Source organism: Saccharothrix sp. NBAS 001 (genome assembly GCF_056640475.1).
Genome location: NZ_CM153251.1, coordinates 8834202 through 8853467, shown reverse-complemented (window position 1 = coordinate 8853467; position 19266 = coordinate 8834202). Strand labels below are relative to the sequence as shown.

Sequence of the window (19266 nt, the reverse complement as noted above, 5' to 3'; positions counted from 1 at the left end):
AGGCCGCCGGGTCAGGCGACGACTTCCAGCGACGAGCCGCCGCGCGCCTTGCGCACCCGCAACCGGGTGGGGATGCGCTGGCGCAGCTCCTCCACGTGCGAGACCAGGCCGACCACCCGGCCGCCTTCGCGCAGTTCGTCCAACGTGGACATGACGAGTTCGAGCGCGCCCGCGTCGAGCGTGCCGAAACCCTCGTCGATGAACAGCGTGTCCAGCACCGCCCCGGCCGACACCACGTCGGACAGGCCGAGCGCGAGCGCCAGCGACGCCAGGAACGACTCGCCGCCGGACAGCGTCTTGGCGGGCCGCTGCCGGCCCGAGTAGTCGTCCAGCACGTCCAGCCCCAGGCCGCCCCGGGTGCCGCGCGGCCCGGCCTCGACCGAGTGCACGAACCGGTAGCGCCCCTGGCTCATCCGCTCCAGCCGGGCGCTGGCCGCGACCGCGACCTCCTCCAGCCGGGCGGCCAGCACGTAGGTGCGCAACGTCATCCGGTTGTTGTTCTGCCCCAGGCCGTTGATCACGTCGGTCAGCGCGTCCAGCTCCGCGTACGCCGCCGCCACCGGCTCCAGCCGCACCCACGCGGCGGTCAACCGCCCGGCCAGCTCGTTCGCGCGGGCCAGCCGCCGGGCGGCCGAGGTCCGGCCGGCGGCGGCCTGCTCGGCCTGGTCGCGGGCGGCGTGGTAGCGGACTTCGGCGGCGGGCAGGTCGATCTCGGCGGCCGGGTCCACGTCCGGCAGTTCGGCCAGCACCGCCTCGGCGGTCAGCTTCGCGTCCTCGACCCGGCGGATGCGCGCCTCCAGGTCGGCCACGGCGGTCTCCGGGCGGGCGGCCGCCAGCGCCTCCTCGACGTCGGCGAACCCCGCCCCGGCGGCCAGCCCGGACGCCTCGACCCGCTGTTCGGCGAGCCGTTCCCGGTGCTCGGCCACGGCGGCGCGCCGGTCGGCCAGCGCGGTCAGCGCGTCGGCCAGGTCGAGCAGGTGGGCCCGCCGCGCGGTCACGTCGGCGAACCCGCCGCGCGCGGCCTCCAGCCGGACCTCGCGCTCCCGGACGGTCTCGGCCAGCTCGCGCCGGCGCGCGGACAGCTCGGCGGTCTCGCGTTCCAGCGCGGCCCGGGTCTCCTCGGCCGCCTCGACCTTGCGCTCCAACCCGGCCAGCGCCTCGACGTGCGCCTCCCGTCGGGAAGCCAGGGCTTGCAGCGCGCGGTGCTCGGCGATCAGGTCCGCCGGGTCGTGCTCGCCGACCACCCCGCGCAGGGTCGTCACGCGGCTCGTCGCGTCCTGGAACGCCTTCTCGGCGGCCGTGCGGCGCTCTTGCGCGACCTGTTCGACGGCGGTGGCGCGCTCCTCGTCGGCGGCGGTCACCGCGTCGAGCATCGGCGCGGCGGGCCTGGGGTGCTCGGCCGAGCCGCACACCGGGCACGACCGGCCCGCGCGCAGCTCGGCGGCCAACTCCACGGCCATGCCGTCCAGCCGCTGCTGCCGCACCTGCAACAGCACTTCCTTGGCCTTCTGCTGGGCGTCGACCGCGACGCGCCGGGCGTCGTCGGCCGTGCGCAGCAGCTGTTCGGCCGACGGCAGGTCACCGGCCGCAGCGGCCTTCGCGGCCACGGACTCCAGCCGGGCGGCGGCCAGCGCGGACTCCTCCGCGTCGGCACGGGCCGCGGCCAGCCGGTCCGGCACCGAGGCCAGGTTCGCGACCAGCCGGTCCAGCCGTTCGGCCGCCGTCTGCGCGCGCTGCGCCAGGTCGGCTTCCCGTCGCCGGTCCTCGCGCTGCCGACGGGCCTCGTCGGCCAGCGCGGTCAGCCCGCCCGCCTCCTCGCGCAGGCGCTCGCCGTCCGCCCGCAACTCGGCCACGGCCGCCTCGGCGACCGGCCGGCCCGACGCCGCCACCGCGTCGAGCGCCGCGCGCTCCTGCGCCAGCACCCGGTCCAACGCCTGGTCCAGCCGCCGCACCCGCTCCTGCGCGGGCACCACGGCCGACGCCCGCCGGGCCGCGTCGCGTTCCCGCACCCACGCCACCCGGCGCGGCTCGGCCTCGGCGCACCGCGCCAGGTCGGCCCGCGCGCCGCGCACCCGACGCACCCGGTCGGCCAGGTCCCGGGCCTGCCGCCAGGCCGTCTCGGCGCGGGCCCGCGACCCGGCGGCGAGCACGGCCCGCGCGTCGGCCTCCCGGTTCGCCTCGCCCAGCCGCTTGAGCAGCGAGCTGAGCCACTCCGGGTCGCCGCCGCCCTCCGGCGGCTCCTCGTCGGCGACCTCGGCCACCCGCTGCACCAGGTCGCGGTTGGCCCGGCCGAGTTCGTCCAGCTCACGGCCCTTGGCCTTGCGCCGCTCCCGGAACCAGCGCTCCACGTCGAGGAACCGCTCGGTGCCGAACAGCTTCTCCAGCAGCTTCTCCCGCTCGGCGGTCTCCGCGCGCAGGAAGTTCGCGAACTCGCCCTGCGGCAGCAGCACCACCTGGAAGAACTGCTCGGCGGTCATCCCCAGCAGCGCCTCGACCTCGCGGGCCACGTCGTCGATCCGGGTGTGCCCCTCGCCCTGCCACCCCTCCAGCCAGGTCAGCGACACCTTGGCCGGCTGGCGGGTCACGCCGTCGCCGCGCTTCTTCGGCCGGTCGTACTCGGGGGCGCGCACCACCCGGAACCGCCGGCCGCGCACGGTCAGCTCCAGCTCGACCTCGGTCGGCGTGTCGCGGTCCGCGTAGTCGCAGCGCAGCCGCTTCACCTGGCCGCGCGCGCCCGGCACCTTGCCGAACAGCGCGAACGCCACCGCGTCCAGCAACGTCGTCTTGCCCGCGCCGGTGTCGCCGTGCAGCAGGAACAGCCCGTCCGCGCCGAGCAGGTCGAAATCGACCTCCTCACGACCGGGGTACGGGCCGAACGCGCTCACCGCCAACCGGTGCAGCTTCACGAATCCCCCTCGCGCGCGGCGTCCGCGATCGCTTCCCGCAACAGCTCCAGCTCACGCCCGGCGGGCGGTTCGCCGCGCACGTCCTCCAGGAAGCAGCAGGCGATCTCCTCGTCGCTGCGCCCGCGCACGCGTTCCGCGAACCGCAGTTCGGTGTTGCGCCCGCCTTCCGGACGCCACTCCACGTGCACCGCGTGCGGGAACCGGACCTGCAAGCGCCGCAACGCGTCCAGCGGCCGCACCGGATCGGTCAGCACCACGGACAGGAAGTGGTCTTCCACCGCCGTGTGGTCGGGATCGAGCAGAAGGTCTTCCAGCGCACCGGACACCGCGGACAGCTCACGCGGCACCGGCAGCAGCCGACGCTCCACCCCGGACAGCCCGGAGGCGTCGAGTTCGGCCAGCCACACCGACTTCACGTGCCGCGCCTCGGAGAACGAGTACGCCACCGGGCTGCCCGAGTACCGCAGGTGCCCGGCCAGGGTCTGCTGCCCGTGCAGGTGGCCCAGCGCCACGTAGTCGATGCCGTCGAACACCGCGCCCGGCACGTCCTGCACGCCGCCCACCGCGATGGTCCGCTCCGACTCGGACGGCTCGCCGCCGGTCACGAACGCGTGCGCCAGCACCACCGAACGCCCGCCGCGCGCCGCCAGGTCCGCACGCACCCGGCGCATCGCCTCGGTCAGCACGGCCTCGTGGCCGCGCTTGTCCACGCCCAGCACGTGCCGCGCCGTGTCCGGCTCCAGGAACGGGATGCCGTACACCGCGACCGGCCCGTGCGCGTCCTCCAGCAGCACCGGTTCGTGCAGTTCCGCGACCTTGGTCTTGAGGTGCAGCCCGCCGGCCGCGGCGAACCCGCCGAACAGGCCCAGCCGCGCCGCCGAGTCGTGGTTGCCGGGCGTGATCACCACCCGCGCGCCGGCGGACCGGATGCGCTCCAGCACCCGCGCGCACACCGCGACCGCCTCCGGGTTGGGCACCGCCCGGTCGAACAGGTCGCCGGACACCGCGACCACGTCGACCCGCTCGTCGCAGACGAGGTCGGCCAGCCCGCCCAGCACCGCTTCCTGCTCCGCGAGCAGGTCGCGGCCGTGGAACGTGCGTCCCACGTGCCAGTCGGACGTGTGCAGCAACCTCATGACCGCCCACGCTAGGGGCGATCACCGGCAGAACCCCGCCATCCGACCCGGCGTGTCGCTCGAACGTGTGATCGGGTCGACGTGCGCGATGATCGGGACATGACGGAGGTCCTCAGCACGGCGGCGGTGGTCGTGGCGCTCCTGCTCGCCGGTGCGCTGGTGTTCCTGTGGCGGCTCTACCAGGACGGGGTCCGGCGGGTGGACGCCGCGCTCGCCGCCGTGCAGCGGGAACGCGAGCGCGGCGACGCGACCCGGGTCGCGCTCCAGCGCTACGAGGTGGCGTTCTCGTCCGTCAGCGGACGCGGTGAGCTGGGCGAACAGGTGCTGGTGGAGACCGCGCGGGCGCTCGGGCTGCGCGAGGGCGTGCACTTCCGGCTCCAGGTGGACGTGGCCGGCGGCGGCTCGGTGCGGCCCGACCTCGTGCTCGACGTCGGCGGGGGCCGACAGGTGCCGGTGGACGCCAAGATGAGCATGGCGACCTGGGCGGAGGCGGTGGAGACCGACGACCCCGCCGAGCGGGCCGACGCGCTGCGCGTGCACGTGCGCAACATCCGGTCGCGCGCCGCCGAGCTGGCCGGCAAGGGCTACCAGCGCTGGGCGGACGCCATCTACGGGACGATCATGTTCGTGCCCAACGACGGCGCCGTGGTCGCCGCGCTGGACACCGACCCGGAGCTGCTGCGGTGGCTGCTGGACCGGCGGATCTTCCTGTGCGGGCCGACCGGGTTCGCGGTGATCGCCTCCGCCGCGATGTTCGCGGTGACCGACCGCGCGCTGGCCGACGACGTGGAGCAGGTGCGCGCACAGGCGTCCCGTGCGCACCGTGCGGCGGACAGCGCCATCGACGCGGTGAACCTGTCCAGCACGCACCTCCAGCGCTTCCTTTCGGCACGTCGGCGCGAGCTGGACGCGCTGGAGGGCTTCCGCGCGGCGGTGGAGCCGTTGACGGCGGCGTCGTCCAGTCCGACGCCCATCGGGGTCGTCCGGCGAACCGACGAGGGCATCAGTGCACCCTTGGACGCCCGCGAGGCGTAATAGAGTGTGTGGCCGGAGTCGAAGCCGAACGAGGAGTGGGCGTGACCGCTGCAACGCGCGAGCCGGAGGACGAGGAACTCGACCCCGTCCGCTGGAACGACCGCGCCCTCTTCGGCTCGTTTCGCGGTCTGCCCTGGTGGGCGGCCGTGCTGGGGACGTTCGTGCTGGCCATCGTGGGCACCTACATCGACGTCAGCTCCGCGGCGAAGACGATCGGCTGGGTGTTCGCCATCACGTTCTTCGTGGGCGCGGTGGGCGCGGTGGTGTTCGTGGAGCGCCGCTCGATGTTCGGTCCGGTCGTGCAGCCGCCCCTGGTCCTGGCCATCGTGGTGCCGGCGATGGTGATCTTCACGCAGGGGCTGCCGTCCGGCGGTCTGGCCGCCGTCGGCCTGACGCTGATCGACGGGTTCCCGGCGATGGCGATCACCACGGCGTGCACGGTGATCCTGGGCATCGTCCGGGTGACGATCCAGAAGGACCCGAACCGCCTCACCAAGGACGAGCGCCGCGAGGCGAAGGAGGACGTGCGCGCCGCCAAGCGCAGGCCCGCCCCGGCCGAGGACCGCCCGAAGCGCCCGGCCGCCGCCCGCGAGGCCGCTGCGCGCGACGACGAGGCCCGTCCCCGCCGCAAGCCCGCACCCGCGGGCGACGAGCGCCCCAAGCGCCCCCGCCCGCAGTCCGGCGACCGGCCCCGCCAGCCCCGCGAACCGGGCAAGGCAGGCCGGCCCCCACAGCGCCGTCCACGTCCGCGCGACGAGGACTGAGCCCCCGCCGAGCGCCGGCCGCCGCACAGGCCCGCAGCGCCCGCCTGACGGCCCGTAGACCGCGTGTGGCGAACGACGGGCCCGGCACGAGAACAGCCCGTCGACCGCACGGACCCTGGTCGGAACGGACAGCGAAAGGCCCCCGCAGCGCACGTGGCGTCGCGGGGGCCTGCTGCGTTTCACCGCGTCAGCGCACCATGTCCTTGCGGAGTTCACGGGGCAGCGCGAAGGCGATCTTCTCGTTGGCGGTGGTGATCTCCTCGACGTCGCCGTAGCCGTGACCGGCCAGGAACTCCAGCAGCTCCATCACCAGGATGTCGGGCACCGACGCGCCCGAGGTCACGCCGACCGTCGTCACGCCCTCCAGCCACGCCAGGTCGACCTCGTTCGCGTAGTCGACCAGGTACGACGCCCGCGCGCCCGCCTGCAGCGCGACCTCGACCAGCCGCACCGAGTTGGACGAGTTCTTCGACCCGACCACCAGCACCAGGTCGCACTCGGGCGCCATGGTCTTCACCGCGGTCTGCCGGTTGGACGTGGCGTAGCAGATGTCGTCGGACGGCGGCTCCTGCAAGTCCGGGAACCGCTCCTGCAGCTGCCGCACCCGGATCATCGTCTCGTCCACCGACAGCGTCGTCTGGGAGAGCCAGACCACCTTGGACGGATCGCGCACGACGACCTTGTCCACGTCCGCCGCGGTGTCCACGAGCTGGATGTGCTCGGGGGCCTCGCCCGCCGTGCCCTCGACCTCTTCGTGTCCTTCGTGGCCGATCAGCAGGATGTCGTAGTCCTCGCGCGCGAAGCGCTTGGCCTCGTTGTGGACCTTGGTCACCAGCGGGCAGGTCGCGTCGATGGTGCGGAGCTGACGCGCGGCCGCTTCCTGGTGCACCATCGGCGACACCCCGTGGGCGGAGAACACCACGAGCGCGCCCTCGGGCACCTCGTCGGTCTCGTCGACGAAGATCGCGCCGCGCTTGGACAAGGTCTCCACGACGTGCTTGTTGTGGACGATCTCCTTGCGCACGTACACCGGGGCGCCGTACTGCTCAAGCGCCTTCTCGACGGTGACGACCGCACGGTCCACACCGGCGCAGTAGCCGCGCGGCTTGGCCAGGAGCACTCGCTTGTCCATGCCACCAGGGTACGGGCGGGCCGCAGGTAGGCATCGGCCGCCCGACTGCGGCAGGCTAGAGGCCATGAAGCCACTTCCGCTGCCCGTCCGCCTCGCCGCGGGACTGGCGGTCACCGCCGTCGAGCAGGCCCGGAAGCTCCCGCAGCAGCTGGCGGGGCTGCCGGTGACCGTGGTCAGCGAGGCGTTGCAGCTCTCCATGCGGATCCAGCAGCAGGTGACGGAACTCGCAATCAAGGGCGACGACGCGCTCGCCGGGCTGCGGCCGGTCGAGGAGGAGCCGGAGTGGGCCACGTTCGACGAGGACGACGAGCCCGCCGGCGGCCCCTCGGGCGAAGCGGACGAGGACCCGTGGGAGGCCGAGGAGCACGCGCTGGCCGCCGACGAGCAGACCGCGCCGCCCACCGTGCTGCCGAACTACGACGAGCTGACCCTGCCGCAGTTGCGCGCCCGCCTGCGCACGCTGTCCGCGCCGGACCTGGAGCTGCTCCTGCGGCACGAACGCGCCCACGCGGCCCGGCCGGAGTTCACCGGCATGCTCGCCCGGCGGATCGCGAACCTCGACGCGACCGGCGGCACCGGCGCCGAAGGCCCGGAAGTGAGCCCGGAAGTGAGCCCGGAAGCCGGCCCGGAAGTGAGCCCGGAAGTGAGCACCGACACCCCGTGACCGACGAGAAGTCCAGCCCCGAGAACCCCTGGCCGGTCCGGACCGTCGCGCGCAAGATCTTCGACTGGATCAACCGCCTCGGCGACGTGTGGGTGGAGGGCCAGGTCACGCAGCTCAGCGCGCGCCCCGGCACGGCCACCGCGTTCCTGACCCTGCGCGACCCGTCGGTGGACATGTCCATGACGCTGACCGCGCCGGTCAACCTGGTCCGCGACCTCCAGCTCACCGAGGGCAGCCGGGTCGTGGTGCACGGCAAGCCCAACTTCTTCCCCAACCGGGGCACGCTGAGCCTGCGCGTGGACGAGATCCGCGCGGTCGGCATCGGCGAGCTGCTGGCGCGCATCGAGCGGTTGAAGAAGCTGCTCGCCGCCGAGGGCCTGTTCGACCCGCGCCGCAAGCGCCGGCCGCCGTTCCTGCCGAACAAGATCGGGCTGATCACCGGGCGCGCGTCGGCCGCCGAGCGGGACGTGCTGACCAACGCCCGCAACCGCTGGCCGGGCGCGCGCTTCCGGGTGGTCAACGTCGCCGTGCAGGGCCCGATGGCGGTGACGCAGATCCTCACCGCGCTCTCGACCCTGGACCGCGACCCCGAGGTGGACGTGATCGTGCTGGCCCGCGGCGGCGGCAGCGTGGAGGACCTGCTGCCGTTCTCCGACGAGGCGCTGTGCCGCGCGGTGTCGCAGGCCCGCACGCCGGTGCTGTCCGCGATCGGCCACGAGCCGGACAGCCCGCTGGTCGACCACGTGGCGGACCTGCGCTGCTCGACGCCGACCGACGCGGGCAAGCGGGTGGTGCCGGATGTGGCGGAGGAAACCCAGAAGGTCCGCCAGTTGCGCGACCGCAGCCGGCGCGCGTTGCACGGCTGGGTGGACCGGGAGCGCAAGCTGCTCACCGCGCTGCGCACCCGACCTGCGCTTTCCGACCCGCACGGCCCGCTGGAGCGGCGCGGGCAGGACGTGCAGCAGTGGCGGGAGCGGGGTCGGCGGGCGATCCGGAACCGACTCGATTCAGAGCGGTCCGGGCTGATCGCGACCACTGCCCGCTTGACGACCCTCGGACCGGCCGCCACGCTGGCCCGTGGGTACGCCGTGGTGCAACTGGTCACCCCCGACGGGGTGGACGGTGTGCTCCGGTCGGTCTCCGACGCGCCGGCCGGCGCCCACCTCCGGGTGCGGGTCGCGGACGGCGCGGTGCACGCGGTCGTCCGGGAAGCCGAGGAAGGAGGCGGTGGTGCCGAATCCGGCACGTGAACCCACGTTCCTGCCCTTGACGACGGCCGCCGCCGGCAGCGCGGACGACGACGGGGCGCGCACGGTGCGTGACCGCGCGGAGGCGGCGGACCGCGCCGCGGCGGACTGCTGGCTGTCCCTGGTGGCGGGCTGCACGTCCGGCGGCCAGGTGTTGATCGGCCGGCTCCAAGCCCTCTCCGAGGCGACCTCGGCCTACGCCGGGACGCGCTGGTGGCTCTCGCACGGCTCGGTGCACCGGCGGCGGGTCGCGGAGGCCGAGCGCCGCATCGACGACGCGGTGCGAGAAGGTGACGGCGCCGAGTTCGCGGAGGCGTTCGTCGGCTACGACCAGGCCGTGGCGACCGTCGTGGTGCACGTCCGCAACCGATTGGGGAAGCTGTCCAGGTGAGCGAGCCGGGCTACGAGGAGGCCAGGGACGAACTGGTGGAGGTGGTCCGCAGGCTGGAGGCGGGCGGCCTGTCGCTGGAGGAGTCGCTGGCGTTGTGGGAGCGCGGCGAGGCGCTCGCGAAGACCTGTGAACGGCAGCTCGCGGGAGCCCGTGAACGGATCGATCAAGCACTCGCTGTGACCGAGGAGGACGTGGCCGACGCCTGACACCGTGCGAGGATTGGTCTACCGGCCGGTAATCGCATGGAGGAACGTCATGGTGTCCAGCAGCAGCCCGTCCGAGCGTCGTCGCGAAGCCCCCGACCGGAATCTCGCGCTCGAACTCGTCCGGGTCACCGAGGCCGCGGCGATGGCCGCCGGGCGCTGGGTGGGGCGCGGCGACAAGAACGGCGGTGACGGCGCGGCCGTCGACGCGATGCGCAAGCTGATCGGCACCGTGTCGATGCGCGGTGTGGTGGTGATCGGCGAGGGCGAGAAGGACGAGGCGCCCATGCTGTTCAACGGCGAGCAGGTCGGCAACGGCGACGGCCCCGACTGCGACGTCGCGGTGGACCCGATCGACGGCACGACGTTGATGGCCAAGGGGATGCCCAACGCGCTGGCGGTGCTCGCGGTCGCCGAGCGGGGTGCGATGTTCGACCCGTCCGCCGTGTTCTACATGGAGAAGCTGGCCGTCGGGCCGGAGGCGGCGGACGTCATCGACATCACGGTGCCGATCGGCGAGAACATCCGCCGGGTGGCCAAGGCCAAGCACAGCGACGTGTCCGACGTGACGGTGTGCATCCTGGACCGCCCGCGGCACGAGTCCATCGTGGCGGATGTCCGGAAATCGGGCGCTCGTATCCACTTCATCTCCGACGGCGACGTGGCCGGCGCGATCTCCGCGGCCCGCCCGAACACCGGCATCGACCTGCTCGTCGGGATCGGCGGAACGCCCGAGGGGATCATCGCGGCGGCGGCGCTCAAGTGCATGGGCGGCGCGATCCAGGGCAGGCTGTGGCCGAAGGACGACGACGAGCGCCAGAAGGCGATCGACGCCGGTCACGATCTGGAGCGAGTGCTCCTCACAAATGACCTGGTCAGAGGAGACAACGTGTTCTTCTGCGCGACCGGCGTCACCGACGGTGACCTGGTGCGCGGGGTGCACTACCGCGCCGGCGGGTGCACCACCCAGTCCATCGTGATGCGGTCCAAGTCCGGCACGGTCCGCATGATCGACGGCTTCCACCGGCTGACCAAACTGCGCGAGTACTCCTCGGTCGACTTCGACCCGCACCCCGCCGACGAGTCCGCACTGCCCCCACTCCCGTAACCGTCTGTTAACAGTCAAGGGGGCGTTACCGGCCGAACGGCTGTAGTCACAGAGCGCCATACGTCCCTAGTTTCCGATTCGTGCCCTGGCCTCCCTGCTCCGGGCACGGAGAGGAAATGATGAAGGTTCGTACCCTGCTCACCGCCTTCGCGGTCGCGGCCGGTGCCGCGCTCGCCACCGTCGGTAGCGCGGCGGCGGCCCCGACGACGGACGGCGGCGTGACCCCGTACATCGTCGGCGGCGGCAACGCGACCCAGGTCTACTCGTTCATGGTCTCGCTCCAGAGCACCTCGGGCAGCCACTTCTGCGGCGGCTCGCTGATCAAGGCCAACTGGGTCGTGACGGCCAAGCACTGCCTGCAGGGCCAGTCCGCGTCCGGCGTCCGCGTCCGGGTCGGCTCGACCAACCGCTCCAGCGGCGGCTCGACCGCCTCCGGCGCGCAGATCGTGCTGCACCCGAGCTACGACATCGCCCTGCTGCGGCTGTCCACGAACGTGACCCAGACGCCGATCGCGGTGGCGTCGGCCTCCGGTGCGACCGGCACCGCCACCCGCATCATCGGCTGGGGCCAGACCTGCGCCCCGCGCGGTTGCGGCGGCGCGCCGGTCACCCTCCAGGAGCTGAACACGTCGATCGTGGCGGACGGCAGCTGCCAGGGCATCAGCGGTGCCTACGAGATCTGCACCAACAACCCCGGTGGTCGCGCGGGCGCCTGCTACGGCGACTCCGGTGGCCCGCAGATCAAGCAGGTCGGCGGTGCGTGGCAGCTGATCGGCGCCACCAGCCGCGCCGGCAACAGCAGCTCCACCTGCGCGACCGGTCCGTCGATCTACATGGACGTCCCGTCCTTCCGCTCGTGGATCAGCCAGTACGCGGGCTCGGTGTAACCACGCGGTGAAGCCGTGCACCACAGCTAGACAACCGGTGTCCTGACGAGAGGGCCGTCCCGTCCACGCGGGGCGGCCCTCTTGTGCGGTGCGGAACCGTCGCGTCCCGGCGGCCGATTCGTTATCGGCGCACGGCAACCAACCCCTGATCGATGGCGTCTCCAGGGCAGAACAGCAACAACCTTGGGGGTGCGCGAAATGCGTAAGACAGCGCTGGTGGCAATCGCTTTCCTGGGACTCACCGCGTGCGGTACGGCCCAACCGGCCGCCTCGGGCCCGTCGCCGACACCACCCCCGTCGTCCGACGCGCCCCCGTCCACCTCCCCGGCCGCCACTTCCCCGGCCTCCGGTTCGGCGGAGCAGCCCACGTCGGCTCCCGCCTCATCGGCTCCCGTCCCGACCGCTCCGGTCTCGACCGAGCCCGCGCCCACGTCGTCGTCCGCCACCCCCACGCCCCAGCCCGCTCCGCCGCCTCCTCCGGTGACCGTCGAGGGCACGCCGTGCGACATCACGGAAGGCGCGTGCATCCGGCTCTCGACCAACGAGTCGTGGCTGATCGGCGGCGGCAAGGTGGAATACGGCCCGGTGCCCATCACCTCCGGCCGGCCCGGCTACGAGACGCCCACCGGCTACTTCCCCGTGCTGTACAAGGTGAAGGACGAGTGGAGCCGCCCCTACAACGCACCGATGCCGTACTCGACGTACTTCACGAACTACGGCATCGCGTTCCACGAGGGCAGCCTCACGGACCCGTCGCACGGGTGCATCCACCTGTCGATGGAGGCGGCCATCACCTACTTCGAAAACCTCCGAGTGGGTGAACAGGTTCAGGTGGTCGCGTAAGGCCGCAGGTTGGATCATGCCTCGAACGGGTACACGACGATCGAGGGGTGATTCGGATGAGGAAGCTCGGCACTGTCATCGCCGCGCTGGCCCTGGTATTCGGCTTCGCGGCACCCGCTCAGGCAGCACCCGGCACGCCCTGTTCGATCGACAACGGGGCGTGCCTGAGGCTGTCCACCAACGAGGCGTGGCTGATCTACAACGGCACGTTGAGCTACGGACCGGTCCCGGTCACGCACGGTCGGCCGGGCTACGAGACGCCGACCGGCACGTTCCCGGTGTTGCGCAAGGTGAAGGACGACTGGAGCGTGCCGTTCAACGCGCCGATGCCGTACTCGGTGTACTTCACCAACGACGGCATCGCGTTCCACGAGGGCAGCCTGTCGGACCTGTCGCACGGCTGCGTGCACCTGTCGCACGAGGCCGCGGTGACGTTCTTCGACAACCTGTTCGTGGGTGAGCAGGTCCAGGTCGTCCCGTAGTCGGACCCGGGCCGGTCAGCCCGCGTTGCTGGAGTGCCCCGGGAACAGGTGGGCTTCGGGGTTGAGCGCCACGGCGATGTTGTTGACCGCCGTGGCGGCCTCCCCGAAGCCGGTGGCGATGAGCTTGACCTTCCCGGGGTACTGCGCGACGTCGCCGGCGGCGTAGACCCGGTCGCGGGCGGTCCGCATGGTCGAGTCGACCACGATCGCCCGGTGGTCCAGCTCCACGCCCCACGTCTCGATCGGCCCGAGGTCGGCGGTGAACCCGAGGGCGGCGACCACGGCCTGGGCGGGCAGCACCTTGCGGTCGCCGCCCTTGAGGCCCAGTTCGACCTCGGCCACCCGGCCCTCGCCGCGCAGGGCCAGCACCTCGGCGTCGGTGATGATCTCCACGCCCAGGTCGCGCACCTGCCGCACGGTCGGCGGGTGGGCGCGGAAGGTGGCCCGGCGGTGCACGACGGTCACGCTGGCGGCGATCGGGTGCAGCGCCAGCGCCCAGTCGAACGCCGAGTCGCCGCCGCCGACCACCACGACGTCCTGTCCGGTGTGGACGTTCAGGGTGGGCACGAAGTGCACCACGCCGCGGTCGAGCCAGCCGTCGCCGGCGGGCAGCGGACGTGGCTTGAACTCGCCGATCCCGGCCGTCACGAGCACCGAGCGGGCGTGCACGACGCCGCCGTCGGCGAGCCCGACCGCCAGCCGTTCGTCCACAGTGGACAGCGTGCGGGCCTGGCGGCCGAGCAGGTAGGTGGGCTGCCACTGGTCCGCCTGCCGGACCAGCGCGGTGACCAGTTCGCGCCCGCGCACGGCGGGGAACCCGGCCACGTCGAAAATCATCTTCTCCGGGTACATGGCGGTGATCTGACCGCCGGCCTCCGGCAGCGAATCAACCAGCGCCACGGACAAGTCTCGGAATCCGGCGTAGTAAGCCGCGAACAGCCCCGTGGGTCCGGCTCCGACGATGAGCAGGTCGACCTCTAGGTCCATGACTTCGACCATAGGTGTCGCAGCCCACTGTGCCCATCCTTTACTGGGCCAAGCTCGAAATCGCGGTGCAAACTCGGTGGTATGGCTGAACAGGAGTACCGCGTCGAGCACGACACCATGGGCGAGGTCCGGGTGCCCGCCGCCGCGTTGTGGCGCGCGCAGACGCAACGCGCGGTGGAGAACTTCCCGGTGTCCGGGCGCGGCCTGGAGAGGTCCCAGATCAGGGCCCTCGGTCTGCTCAAGGCCGCTGCCGCGCGGGTGAACCAGCGGCTCGGCGTGCTGGACGCGGACGTGGCCGGCGCGATCGCGGCCGCCGCCGACGAGGTCGCCGAGGGCGAGCACGACGCGCACTTCCCGGTGGACGTGTTCCAGACCGGGTCCGGCACGTCCTCGAACATGAACGCCAACGAGGTCATCGCGACCCTGGCGACCCGCGCGCTCGGCCGTGACGTGCACCCGAACGACCACGTCAACGCCTCGCAGTCGTCCAACGACACGTTCCCGACGACGCTGCGGGTGGCCGCGACCGAAGCCGTGGCGACGGACGTGATCCCGGCGCTGGAGCACCTGGCGGGCGTGCTGGAGACCCGCGCCGCCGAGTGGTCCGACCTGGTCAAGTCCGGTCGCACGCACCTGATGGACGCGGTGCCGGTCACGCTCGGCCAGGAGGCGGGGGCGTGGGCCGCGCAGGTCCGGTACGGGGCCGAGCGGCTCGCCTCCAGCCTGCCCCGGCTGGCCGAGCTGCCGATCGGCGGCACGGCGGTGGGCAGCGGCCTCAACGCGCCCGAGGGCTTCGGCGCGGCCGTCTCGGCGGAGCTGGCCGAGGTGACCGGCCTGCCGCTGGCCGAGGCCCGCGACCACTTCGAGGCGCAGGCCACCCAGGACGGCGTGGTCGAGATCTCCGGCCAGCTGCGGACCACCGCGGTCGGCCTGTTCAAGATCGCGAACGACCTGCGCTGGCTGGGTTCGGGACCGCGCACCGGTCTGGGCGAGCTGGCGCTGCCGGACCTCCAGCCGGGCTCCTCGATCATGCCGGGCAAGGTGAACCCGGTGATCTCCGAGGCCACGATGATGGTGGTCGCCCAGGTCATCGGCAACGACGCCGCGGTGGCGTTCGCGGGCTCGCAGGGCAACTTCCAGCTCAACGTGATGCTCCCGGTGATCGCCCGCAACGTGCTGGAGTCCGCGCGCCTGCTGGCCGCGGTGTCCCGGCTGCTCGCCGACAAGGTGCTGGCCGGGGCCGAACCGCAGGTGGACCGGCTGCGCGAGTACGCCGAGTCGTCGCCGTCGATCGTGACCCCGCTCAACCGCTACCTCGGCTACGAGGAGGCGGCGTCGATCGCGAAGCAGTCCCTCAAGGAGCGCAAGACCATCCGCGAGGTGGTGCTGGAACGCGGCCACGTGCCCGCCAAGCTCACCGAGGCACAGCTGGACGAGGCTCTGGACGTGCTGCGGATGGCGCGGGGCGGTCGCTGACCCGGCGCAGCCCGATCACGCACCCCAGGGCGACCGCCGTCGCGCCCAGCACGGCGACGGCGGTCGGCTCCTGGACCCCCATGACCACCGACGCGGCCAGCCCGGCGATCGGCATCAGCCCGATCAGCACCCCGGCGCGGTCCGCGCCCAGCCGGTCCACCGCGAAGTACCAGAGCCCGAAGGCCACGGCGGTCAGCACGACCCCCAGCACCGCCAGCGACGCGCCCTCGGTCGGCGTCGGCACCTGCCACCCGCCGAAGAACGTCCCCAGCACGCCGCCCGCGACCGCCGCCAGCAGGCAGCACCAGGTGGCCACCGCGACCCCGCCCAGCCGGCGCACGACACCCACCGCGAACAGCGTGAACGACGCCTCGCCGAGCATCGTGAGCACCGCCAGCACCAGCCCCGGCCCGTGCCACGCGCCCCCGCCGGACAGCAGCACCACGCCCGCCACCACCACGGTCGCCCCCACGACGGCGGCGGGCGCGGGCCGCCTGCCCGCCACCAAGGGCGCGACGAGCGCCAGCACCAGCGGGCTCGCCCCCAGCACGGCGGCCACGAAACCGGGTTCGGCGTACCGCTGCGCGTAGAGCACGCACGCGTTGAACCCGAGCATCCCGGTGACCACCAGCGCGCCCAACGCCACCCAGTCGCGCCCGGACGGCACCACGAGCCGTCCGCCGCGCGACAACGTCCACACGAGCAGCACGATCCCGCCCAACGCGTACCGCATGGCCTGACCGGTGAGCAGCGGGTAGTCCTGGAGCAGGCCGGTGACGGGCACGGACGCGCCCACGATCACCGAGGTCAGCGCGCCGGATGCGATGGCGATTCTCATGCCGCTCACCCTCACCGACGAGTGGTCCAGGATTAAGCTCCACTTCGATGGCCACCAACTGGACCACTTATCGCGAGCTGCTGCTCCCCGGGCTGACCGGCCGACGTGCCGTGGAGTCCGGGCTGCGCCGTGCGGTCCGCGACGGCCGGCTGCGGCCGGGCACGCGGCTGCCGTCCAGCCGCGACCTCGCCGACCAGCTCGGCGTCGCACGCGGCACGGTGACCTCCGCGTACACGCAGCTCATCGGCGAGGGGTACCTGGTCGCCAAACGCGGCTCCGGCACCACGGTGACCGCTGCGTGCTCGTGGCCCGACACCTTCGAACGGGCGCCGGACCCCGCGCAGCGGTGGCGGTTCGACCTGCGCCCGGGGTTGCCCGCGCTCAACGCGTTCCCGCGCGACGAGTGGTTGCAGGCGCAGAAGACCGCGCTGCTCGCCTTGTCCACCGACGAACTCGGCTACCCCGACCCGGCCGGGTTCCCGCTGCTGCGCGCCGAACTGGCCGACTACCTGGGCCGGGTGCGCGCGGTCGCCACCCGGCCGTCCGAGGTGGTCGTGGTGAACGGGGCCGCCGAGGGCATCTCGCTGATGGGCCGGGTGCTCAAGGCCGCCGGGCACACCAGCGTGGCGATCGAGGAGCCCAGCCACTTCGGCGCGGCCGACATGCTCGCGTCGCACGGCCTGGCGATCGAGCCGATCCCCGTGGACGACAAGGGGATCCAGGTCGACGTGCTGTCCACGACGGACTGCCGCGCGGTCCTCGTGACCGCAGCGCACCAGTTCCCGCTCGGTGTCGTGCTGCACCCGGAACGGCGGCACGCGCTCTTGGACTGGGCGCGCGCCCACGACGGCGTGGTCATCGAGGACGACTACGACGCCGAGCACCGCTACGACCGTCCCGCGATGGGCGCGATGCAGGCGCTCGACCCGTCCCGCGTGATCTACCAGGGCAGCGCCAGCAAGGTCCTCGCGCCCGCGTTGCGGCTCGGCTGGCTGGTGCTGCCGCCCGACCTGCGCGACACCATCGTGGAGCGCAAACGCCTGGACGACCTGGGCACCGGCACGCTGCACCAGGCGGCGTTCGCGCAGCTGCTCAAGACCGGCGGCTACGACCGGCACCTGCGGCGCACCAGGCAGCTCTACCGGGCGCGCCGGGACGCGCTGCTCGACGAGCTGTCCCGGGTGCTGCCCGACTGGACGCCGATCGGCGTCGCCGCCGGCCTGCACGTGGTGGTCCGGCTGCCGGACGGCGTGGACGACCTGGCGGTCCAGGAACGGCTCGCGCGGCGCGGCGTGAACGCCCCGGCGCTGGCGAACTACAGCCGGCGGCCGACGTTCCCCGGCCTGGTCCTGGGCTACGCCGCGCTCACCCCCGACCGCCTCCGGCAAGCCGTCCACGAACTGCCGGAAGCGCTCTGACCTGCCGAAACCGACCCACCCCCGTAGTTCACCCAGAAGTGTTCACCGGTGCTACGCGCGGAATTGTCGGTACCCCGGTGCACCATGGTCGGTGTGTTGTTCAGCGAGGTAGTCGAGACGTCCGCCACCGTGGGGGCGACGCGTTCCCGCCTGGCCAAGGTCGCCGCCCTGGCCGAGCTGGTGCGCCGGATGAGCACGCCTGCCGTCGTGTCGTTCCTGATCGGCGTGCCCAGCCAGGGCCGCATCGGGGCCGGCTACCGCACCGTGTTCGACATCGCGCCGCCGCCCGCCGCCGAGCCGGGCCTGACCGTCGAGGAGGTGGACGCGGCGCTCGGCGAGTACGCGTCGATCTCCGGCAAGGGCGCGGTGCAGCGCCGCGCCGAGGCGCTGACCGCCCTGTTCACCCGCGCGACCGCCGCCGAACAGGACTTCCTGCGCAGGCTGCTCACCGGCGAGCTGCGCCAGGGCGCGCTGGAGGGCGTCATGGTGGACGCGATCGCGCGGGCCGTCGAGGTGCCGGGCGAGGTGGTCCGGCGGGCGTTCATGCTCTCCGGCAGCCTGCCCGCGACGGCGGTGGCGGCCCGGGAGGGCGAGGCGGCGCTGGCGGCGTTCCGGCTGGAGGTGGGCCGCCCGGTGCGGCCGATGCTGGCCTCCCCCGCCGAGTCGCTGCCCGAGGCGCTGGCCGAGCTGGGCGCGTGCGTGGTGGAGCACAAGCTCGACGGCGCGCGCATCCAGGTGCACCGCGCGGGCGAGGAGGTGCACGTCTTCACCCGCACCCTGCGGGAGATCACCGACACCGTCCCCGAGCTGGTGGAGCTGGTGCGCGGCCTGCCGTGCGAGTCGGTGGTGCTCGACGGCGAGACGCTGGCCCTGACCGACGACGGCAAGCCCAGGCCGTTCCAGGAGACGATGAGCAGGTTCGGCGCGCTGCTCGGGGCCGAGGGCGACACCCGTTCCCTGCTGCTGAGCCCGTTCTTCTTCGACTGCCTGCACCTGGACGGCGTGGACCTGCTCGACGACCCGCTGCGCGAGCGCCTCACCGCGCTGCGCAAAGCCGCCGGCGACCACGTGATCCCGGGCGTGGTCGAGCCCGACGAGCCCCGGGCCGCCGCCGTCCTCGACGCCGCCATGGCGGCGGGCCACGAGGGCGTCATGGTCAAGTCGCTGGACTCGGTCTACGCCGCCGGCCGCCGCGGCCGCGCGTGGCAGAAGGTGAAACCGGTGCACACCCTCGACCTGGTGGTGCTGGGCGTCGAGTGGGGCAGCGGTCGCCGCAAGGGCCTGCTGTCCAACCTGCACCTGGGCGCGCGCGACCCGGAGGGCGGCCCGCCGGTCATGGTGGGCAAGACGTTCAAGGGCCTGACCGACGAACTCCTGGCGTGGCAGACCGGGAAGCTCCAGGAGATCGCCGTGGACCGGGGCGACTGGGTGGTGACCGTCCGCCCGGAACTGGTGATCGAGATCGAGCTGGACGGCGTCCAGGTGAGCCCCCGGTACCCCGGCGGCGTGGCCCTGCGCTTCGCCCGGGTGCTCCGCTACCGCCCCGACAAGGACCCGGCCGAGGCCGACACGATCGACACCGTCCGCGCCCTGCTCCCCCGGGCGGGCACCGCCGCAGCCACCTGACCCCGCCCGGACCGCGAGGGGTGCTCGCGTCCCGGGGCGCCGGCACGCCCCGGCTTGGAGGATCCTCCAATCCCACGCCGGTTTTCCGCGGCCCGAACAGGTGGTCGCGGCCAAGGGCGAAAC

General features: G+C 73.1%; 18 protein-coding genes. 13 read left to right on the top strand and 5 right to left on the bottom strand.

Translation table 11 applies throughout. The features are described from left to right. Positions 1-11: 11 nt before the first annotated feature. Both AC0HI0_RS39580 and AC0HI0_RS39575 read right to left on the bottom strand, forming a co-directional pair. Positions 12-2906: an AAA family ATPase gene (locus AC0HI0_RS39580; protein WP_480928589.1), complete on the bottom strand. Its 2895-nt coding sequence runs from the start codon at positions 2904-2906 to the stop codon at positions 12-14. Further along, positions 2903-4042 (bottom strand): exonuclease SbcCD subunit D, encoded by a 1140-nt coding sequence (locus AC0HI0_RS39575; RefSeq protein WP_480928588.1) that lies wholly within the window; start codon positions 4040-4042, stop codon positions 2903-2905. Before AC0HI0_RS39575 ends, AC0HI0_RS39580 begins: the two co-directional genes overlap by 4 nt. Positions 4043-4141: 99 nt before the next feature. Here AC0HI0_RS39575 and AC0HI0_RS39570 point away from each other — a divergent pair, with 99 nt between their 5' ends. Continuing rightward, positions 4142-5077, top strand: coding sequence for a DNA recombination protein RmuC (locus tag AC0HI0_RS39570; RefSeq protein WP_480928587.1), 936 nt, complete (start codon positions 4142-4144; stop codon positions 5075-5077). A 41-nt stretch (positions 5078-5118) separates the two neighbouring features. After that, complete coding sequence (locus tag AC0HI0_RS39565; protein WP_480928586.1) at positions 5119-5841, top strand: DUF6542 domain-containing protein; 723 nt, start codon at positions 5119-5121, stop codon at positions 5839-5841. 187 nt (positions 5842-6028) lie between these two features. Here the strand turns inward: AC0HI0_RS39565 and AC0HI0_RS39560 are convergent, their stop codons facing one another. After that, positions 6029-6973: a 4-hydroxy-3-methylbut-2-enyl diphosphate reductase gene (locus AC0HI0_RS39560; protein ID WP_480928585.1), complete on the bottom strand. Its 945-nt coding sequence runs from the start codon at positions 6971-6973 to the stop codon at positions 6029-6031. Between the two features lie 64 nt (positions 6974-7037). On the opposite strand from AC0HI0_RS39560, the gene AC0HI0_RS39555 reads away from it, so the two are divergent. The 8 genes from AC0HI0_RS39555 to AC0HI0_RS39520 all read left to right on the top strand — a co-directional run bounded on the left by AC0HI0_RS39555 (position 7038) and on the right by AC0HI0_RS39520 (position 12798). Then, positions 7038-7637, top strand: a complete 600-nt coding sequence (locus AC0HI0_RS39555) for a lipid droplet-associated protein (protein WP_480928584.1) — start codon at positions 7038-7040, stop codon at positions 7635-7637. Further along, a complete protein-coding gene (xseA, locus tag AC0HI0_RS39550) occupies positions 7634-8887 on the top strand; it encodes an exodeoxyribonuclease VII large subunit (protein WP_480928583.1) in 1254 nt (417 codons plus the stop codon). Before AC0HI0_RS39555 ends, xseA begins: the two co-directional genes overlap by 4 nt. Beyond that, positions 8868-9275, top strand: coding sequence for a sugar ABC transporter substrate-binding protein (locus AC0HI0_RS39545; RefSeq protein ID WP_480928582.1), 408 nt, complete (start codon positions 8868-8870; stop codon positions 9273-9275). Before xseA ends, AC0HI0_RS39545 begins: the two co-directional genes overlap by 20 nt. After that, positions 9272-9481, top strand: coding sequence for an exodeoxyribonuclease VII small subunit (locus tag AC0HI0_RS39540; protein WP_015098253.1), 210 nt, complete (start codon positions 9272-9274; stop codon positions 9479-9481). The genes AC0HI0_RS39545 and AC0HI0_RS39540 overlap by 4 nt, the downstream gene beginning before the upstream one ends. 49 nt (positions 9482-9530) lie before the next feature. Beyond that, entirely contained in the window at positions 9531-10586 is a 1056-nt protein-coding gene (gene glpX / locus AC0HI0_RS39535; protein ID WP_480928581.1) for a class II fructose-bisphosphatase, read from the top strand. A 119-nt stretch (positions 10587-10705) separates the two neighbouring features. Beyond that, on the top strand, positions 10706-11473 hold the full coding sequence (locus AC0HI0_RS39530) for a S1 family peptidase (RefSeq protein ID WP_480934490.1): 768 nt from the start codon (positions 10706-10708) through the stop codon (positions 11471-11473). 480 nt (positions 11474-11953) lie between these two features. After that, positions 11954-12316 carry a L,D-transpeptidase gene (locus AC0HI0_RS39525; protein ID WP_480928580.1) on the top strand — a complete coding sequence of 121 codons (363 nt, stop codon included), beginning with the start codon at positions 11954-11956 and terminating at the stop codon, positions 12314-12316. 56 nt (positions 12317-12372) lie between these two features. Next, complete coding sequence (locus AC0HI0_RS39520) at positions 12373-12798, top strand: L,D-transpeptidase (protein ID WP_480928579.1); 426 nt, start codon at positions 12373-12375, stop codon at positions 12796-12798. A gap of 15 nt (positions 12799-12813) precedes the next feature. On the opposite strand, the gene AC0HI0_RS39515 is transcribed toward AC0HI0_RS39520, so the two are convergent. Next, on the bottom strand, positions 12814-13785 hold the full coding sequence (locus tag AC0HI0_RS39515) for an NAD(P)/FAD-dependent oxidoreductase (protein WP_480928578.1): 972 nt from the start codon (positions 13783-13785) through the stop codon (positions 12814-12816). An 81-nt stretch (positions 13786-13866) separates the two neighbouring features. Here AC0HI0_RS39515 and AC0HI0_RS39510 point away from each other — a divergent pair, with 81 nt between their 5' ends. Then, a complete protein-coding gene (locus tag AC0HI0_RS39510; RefSeq protein ID WP_480928577.1) occupies positions 13867-15261 on the top strand; it encodes a class II fumarate hydratase in 1395 nt (464 codons plus the stop codon). On the opposite strand, the gene AC0HI0_RS39505 is transcribed toward AC0HI0_RS39510, so the two are convergent. Beyond that, the gene (locus tag AC0HI0_RS39505) at positions 15200-16099 is read right to left on the bottom strand and encodes a DMT family transporter (RefSeq protein ID WP_480928576.1); all 900 of its coding nucleotides are present in this window, start codon (positions 16097-16099) and stop codon (positions 15200-15202) included. The genes AC0HI0_RS39510 and AC0HI0_RS39505 overlap by 62 nt on opposite strands. A gap of 47 nt (positions 16100-16146) precedes the next feature. On the opposite strand from AC0HI0_RS39505, the gene pdxR reads away from it, so the two are divergent. Further along, positions 16147-17517, top strand: a complete 1371-nt coding sequence (pdxR, locus tag AC0HI0_RS39500) for a MocR-like pyridoxine biosynthesis transcription factor PdxR (RefSeq protein ID WP_480928575.1) — start codon at positions 16147-16149, stop codon at positions 17515-17517. A gap of 93 nt (positions 17518-17610) precedes the next feature. Then, the gene (locus tag AC0HI0_RS39495) at positions 17611-19143 is read left to right on the top strand and encodes an ATP-dependent DNA ligase (protein ID WP_480928574.1); all 1533 of its coding nucleotides are present in this window, start codon (positions 17611-17613) and stop codon (positions 19141-19143) included. The last annotated feature ends 123 nt before the right edge of the window (positions 19144-19266 follow it).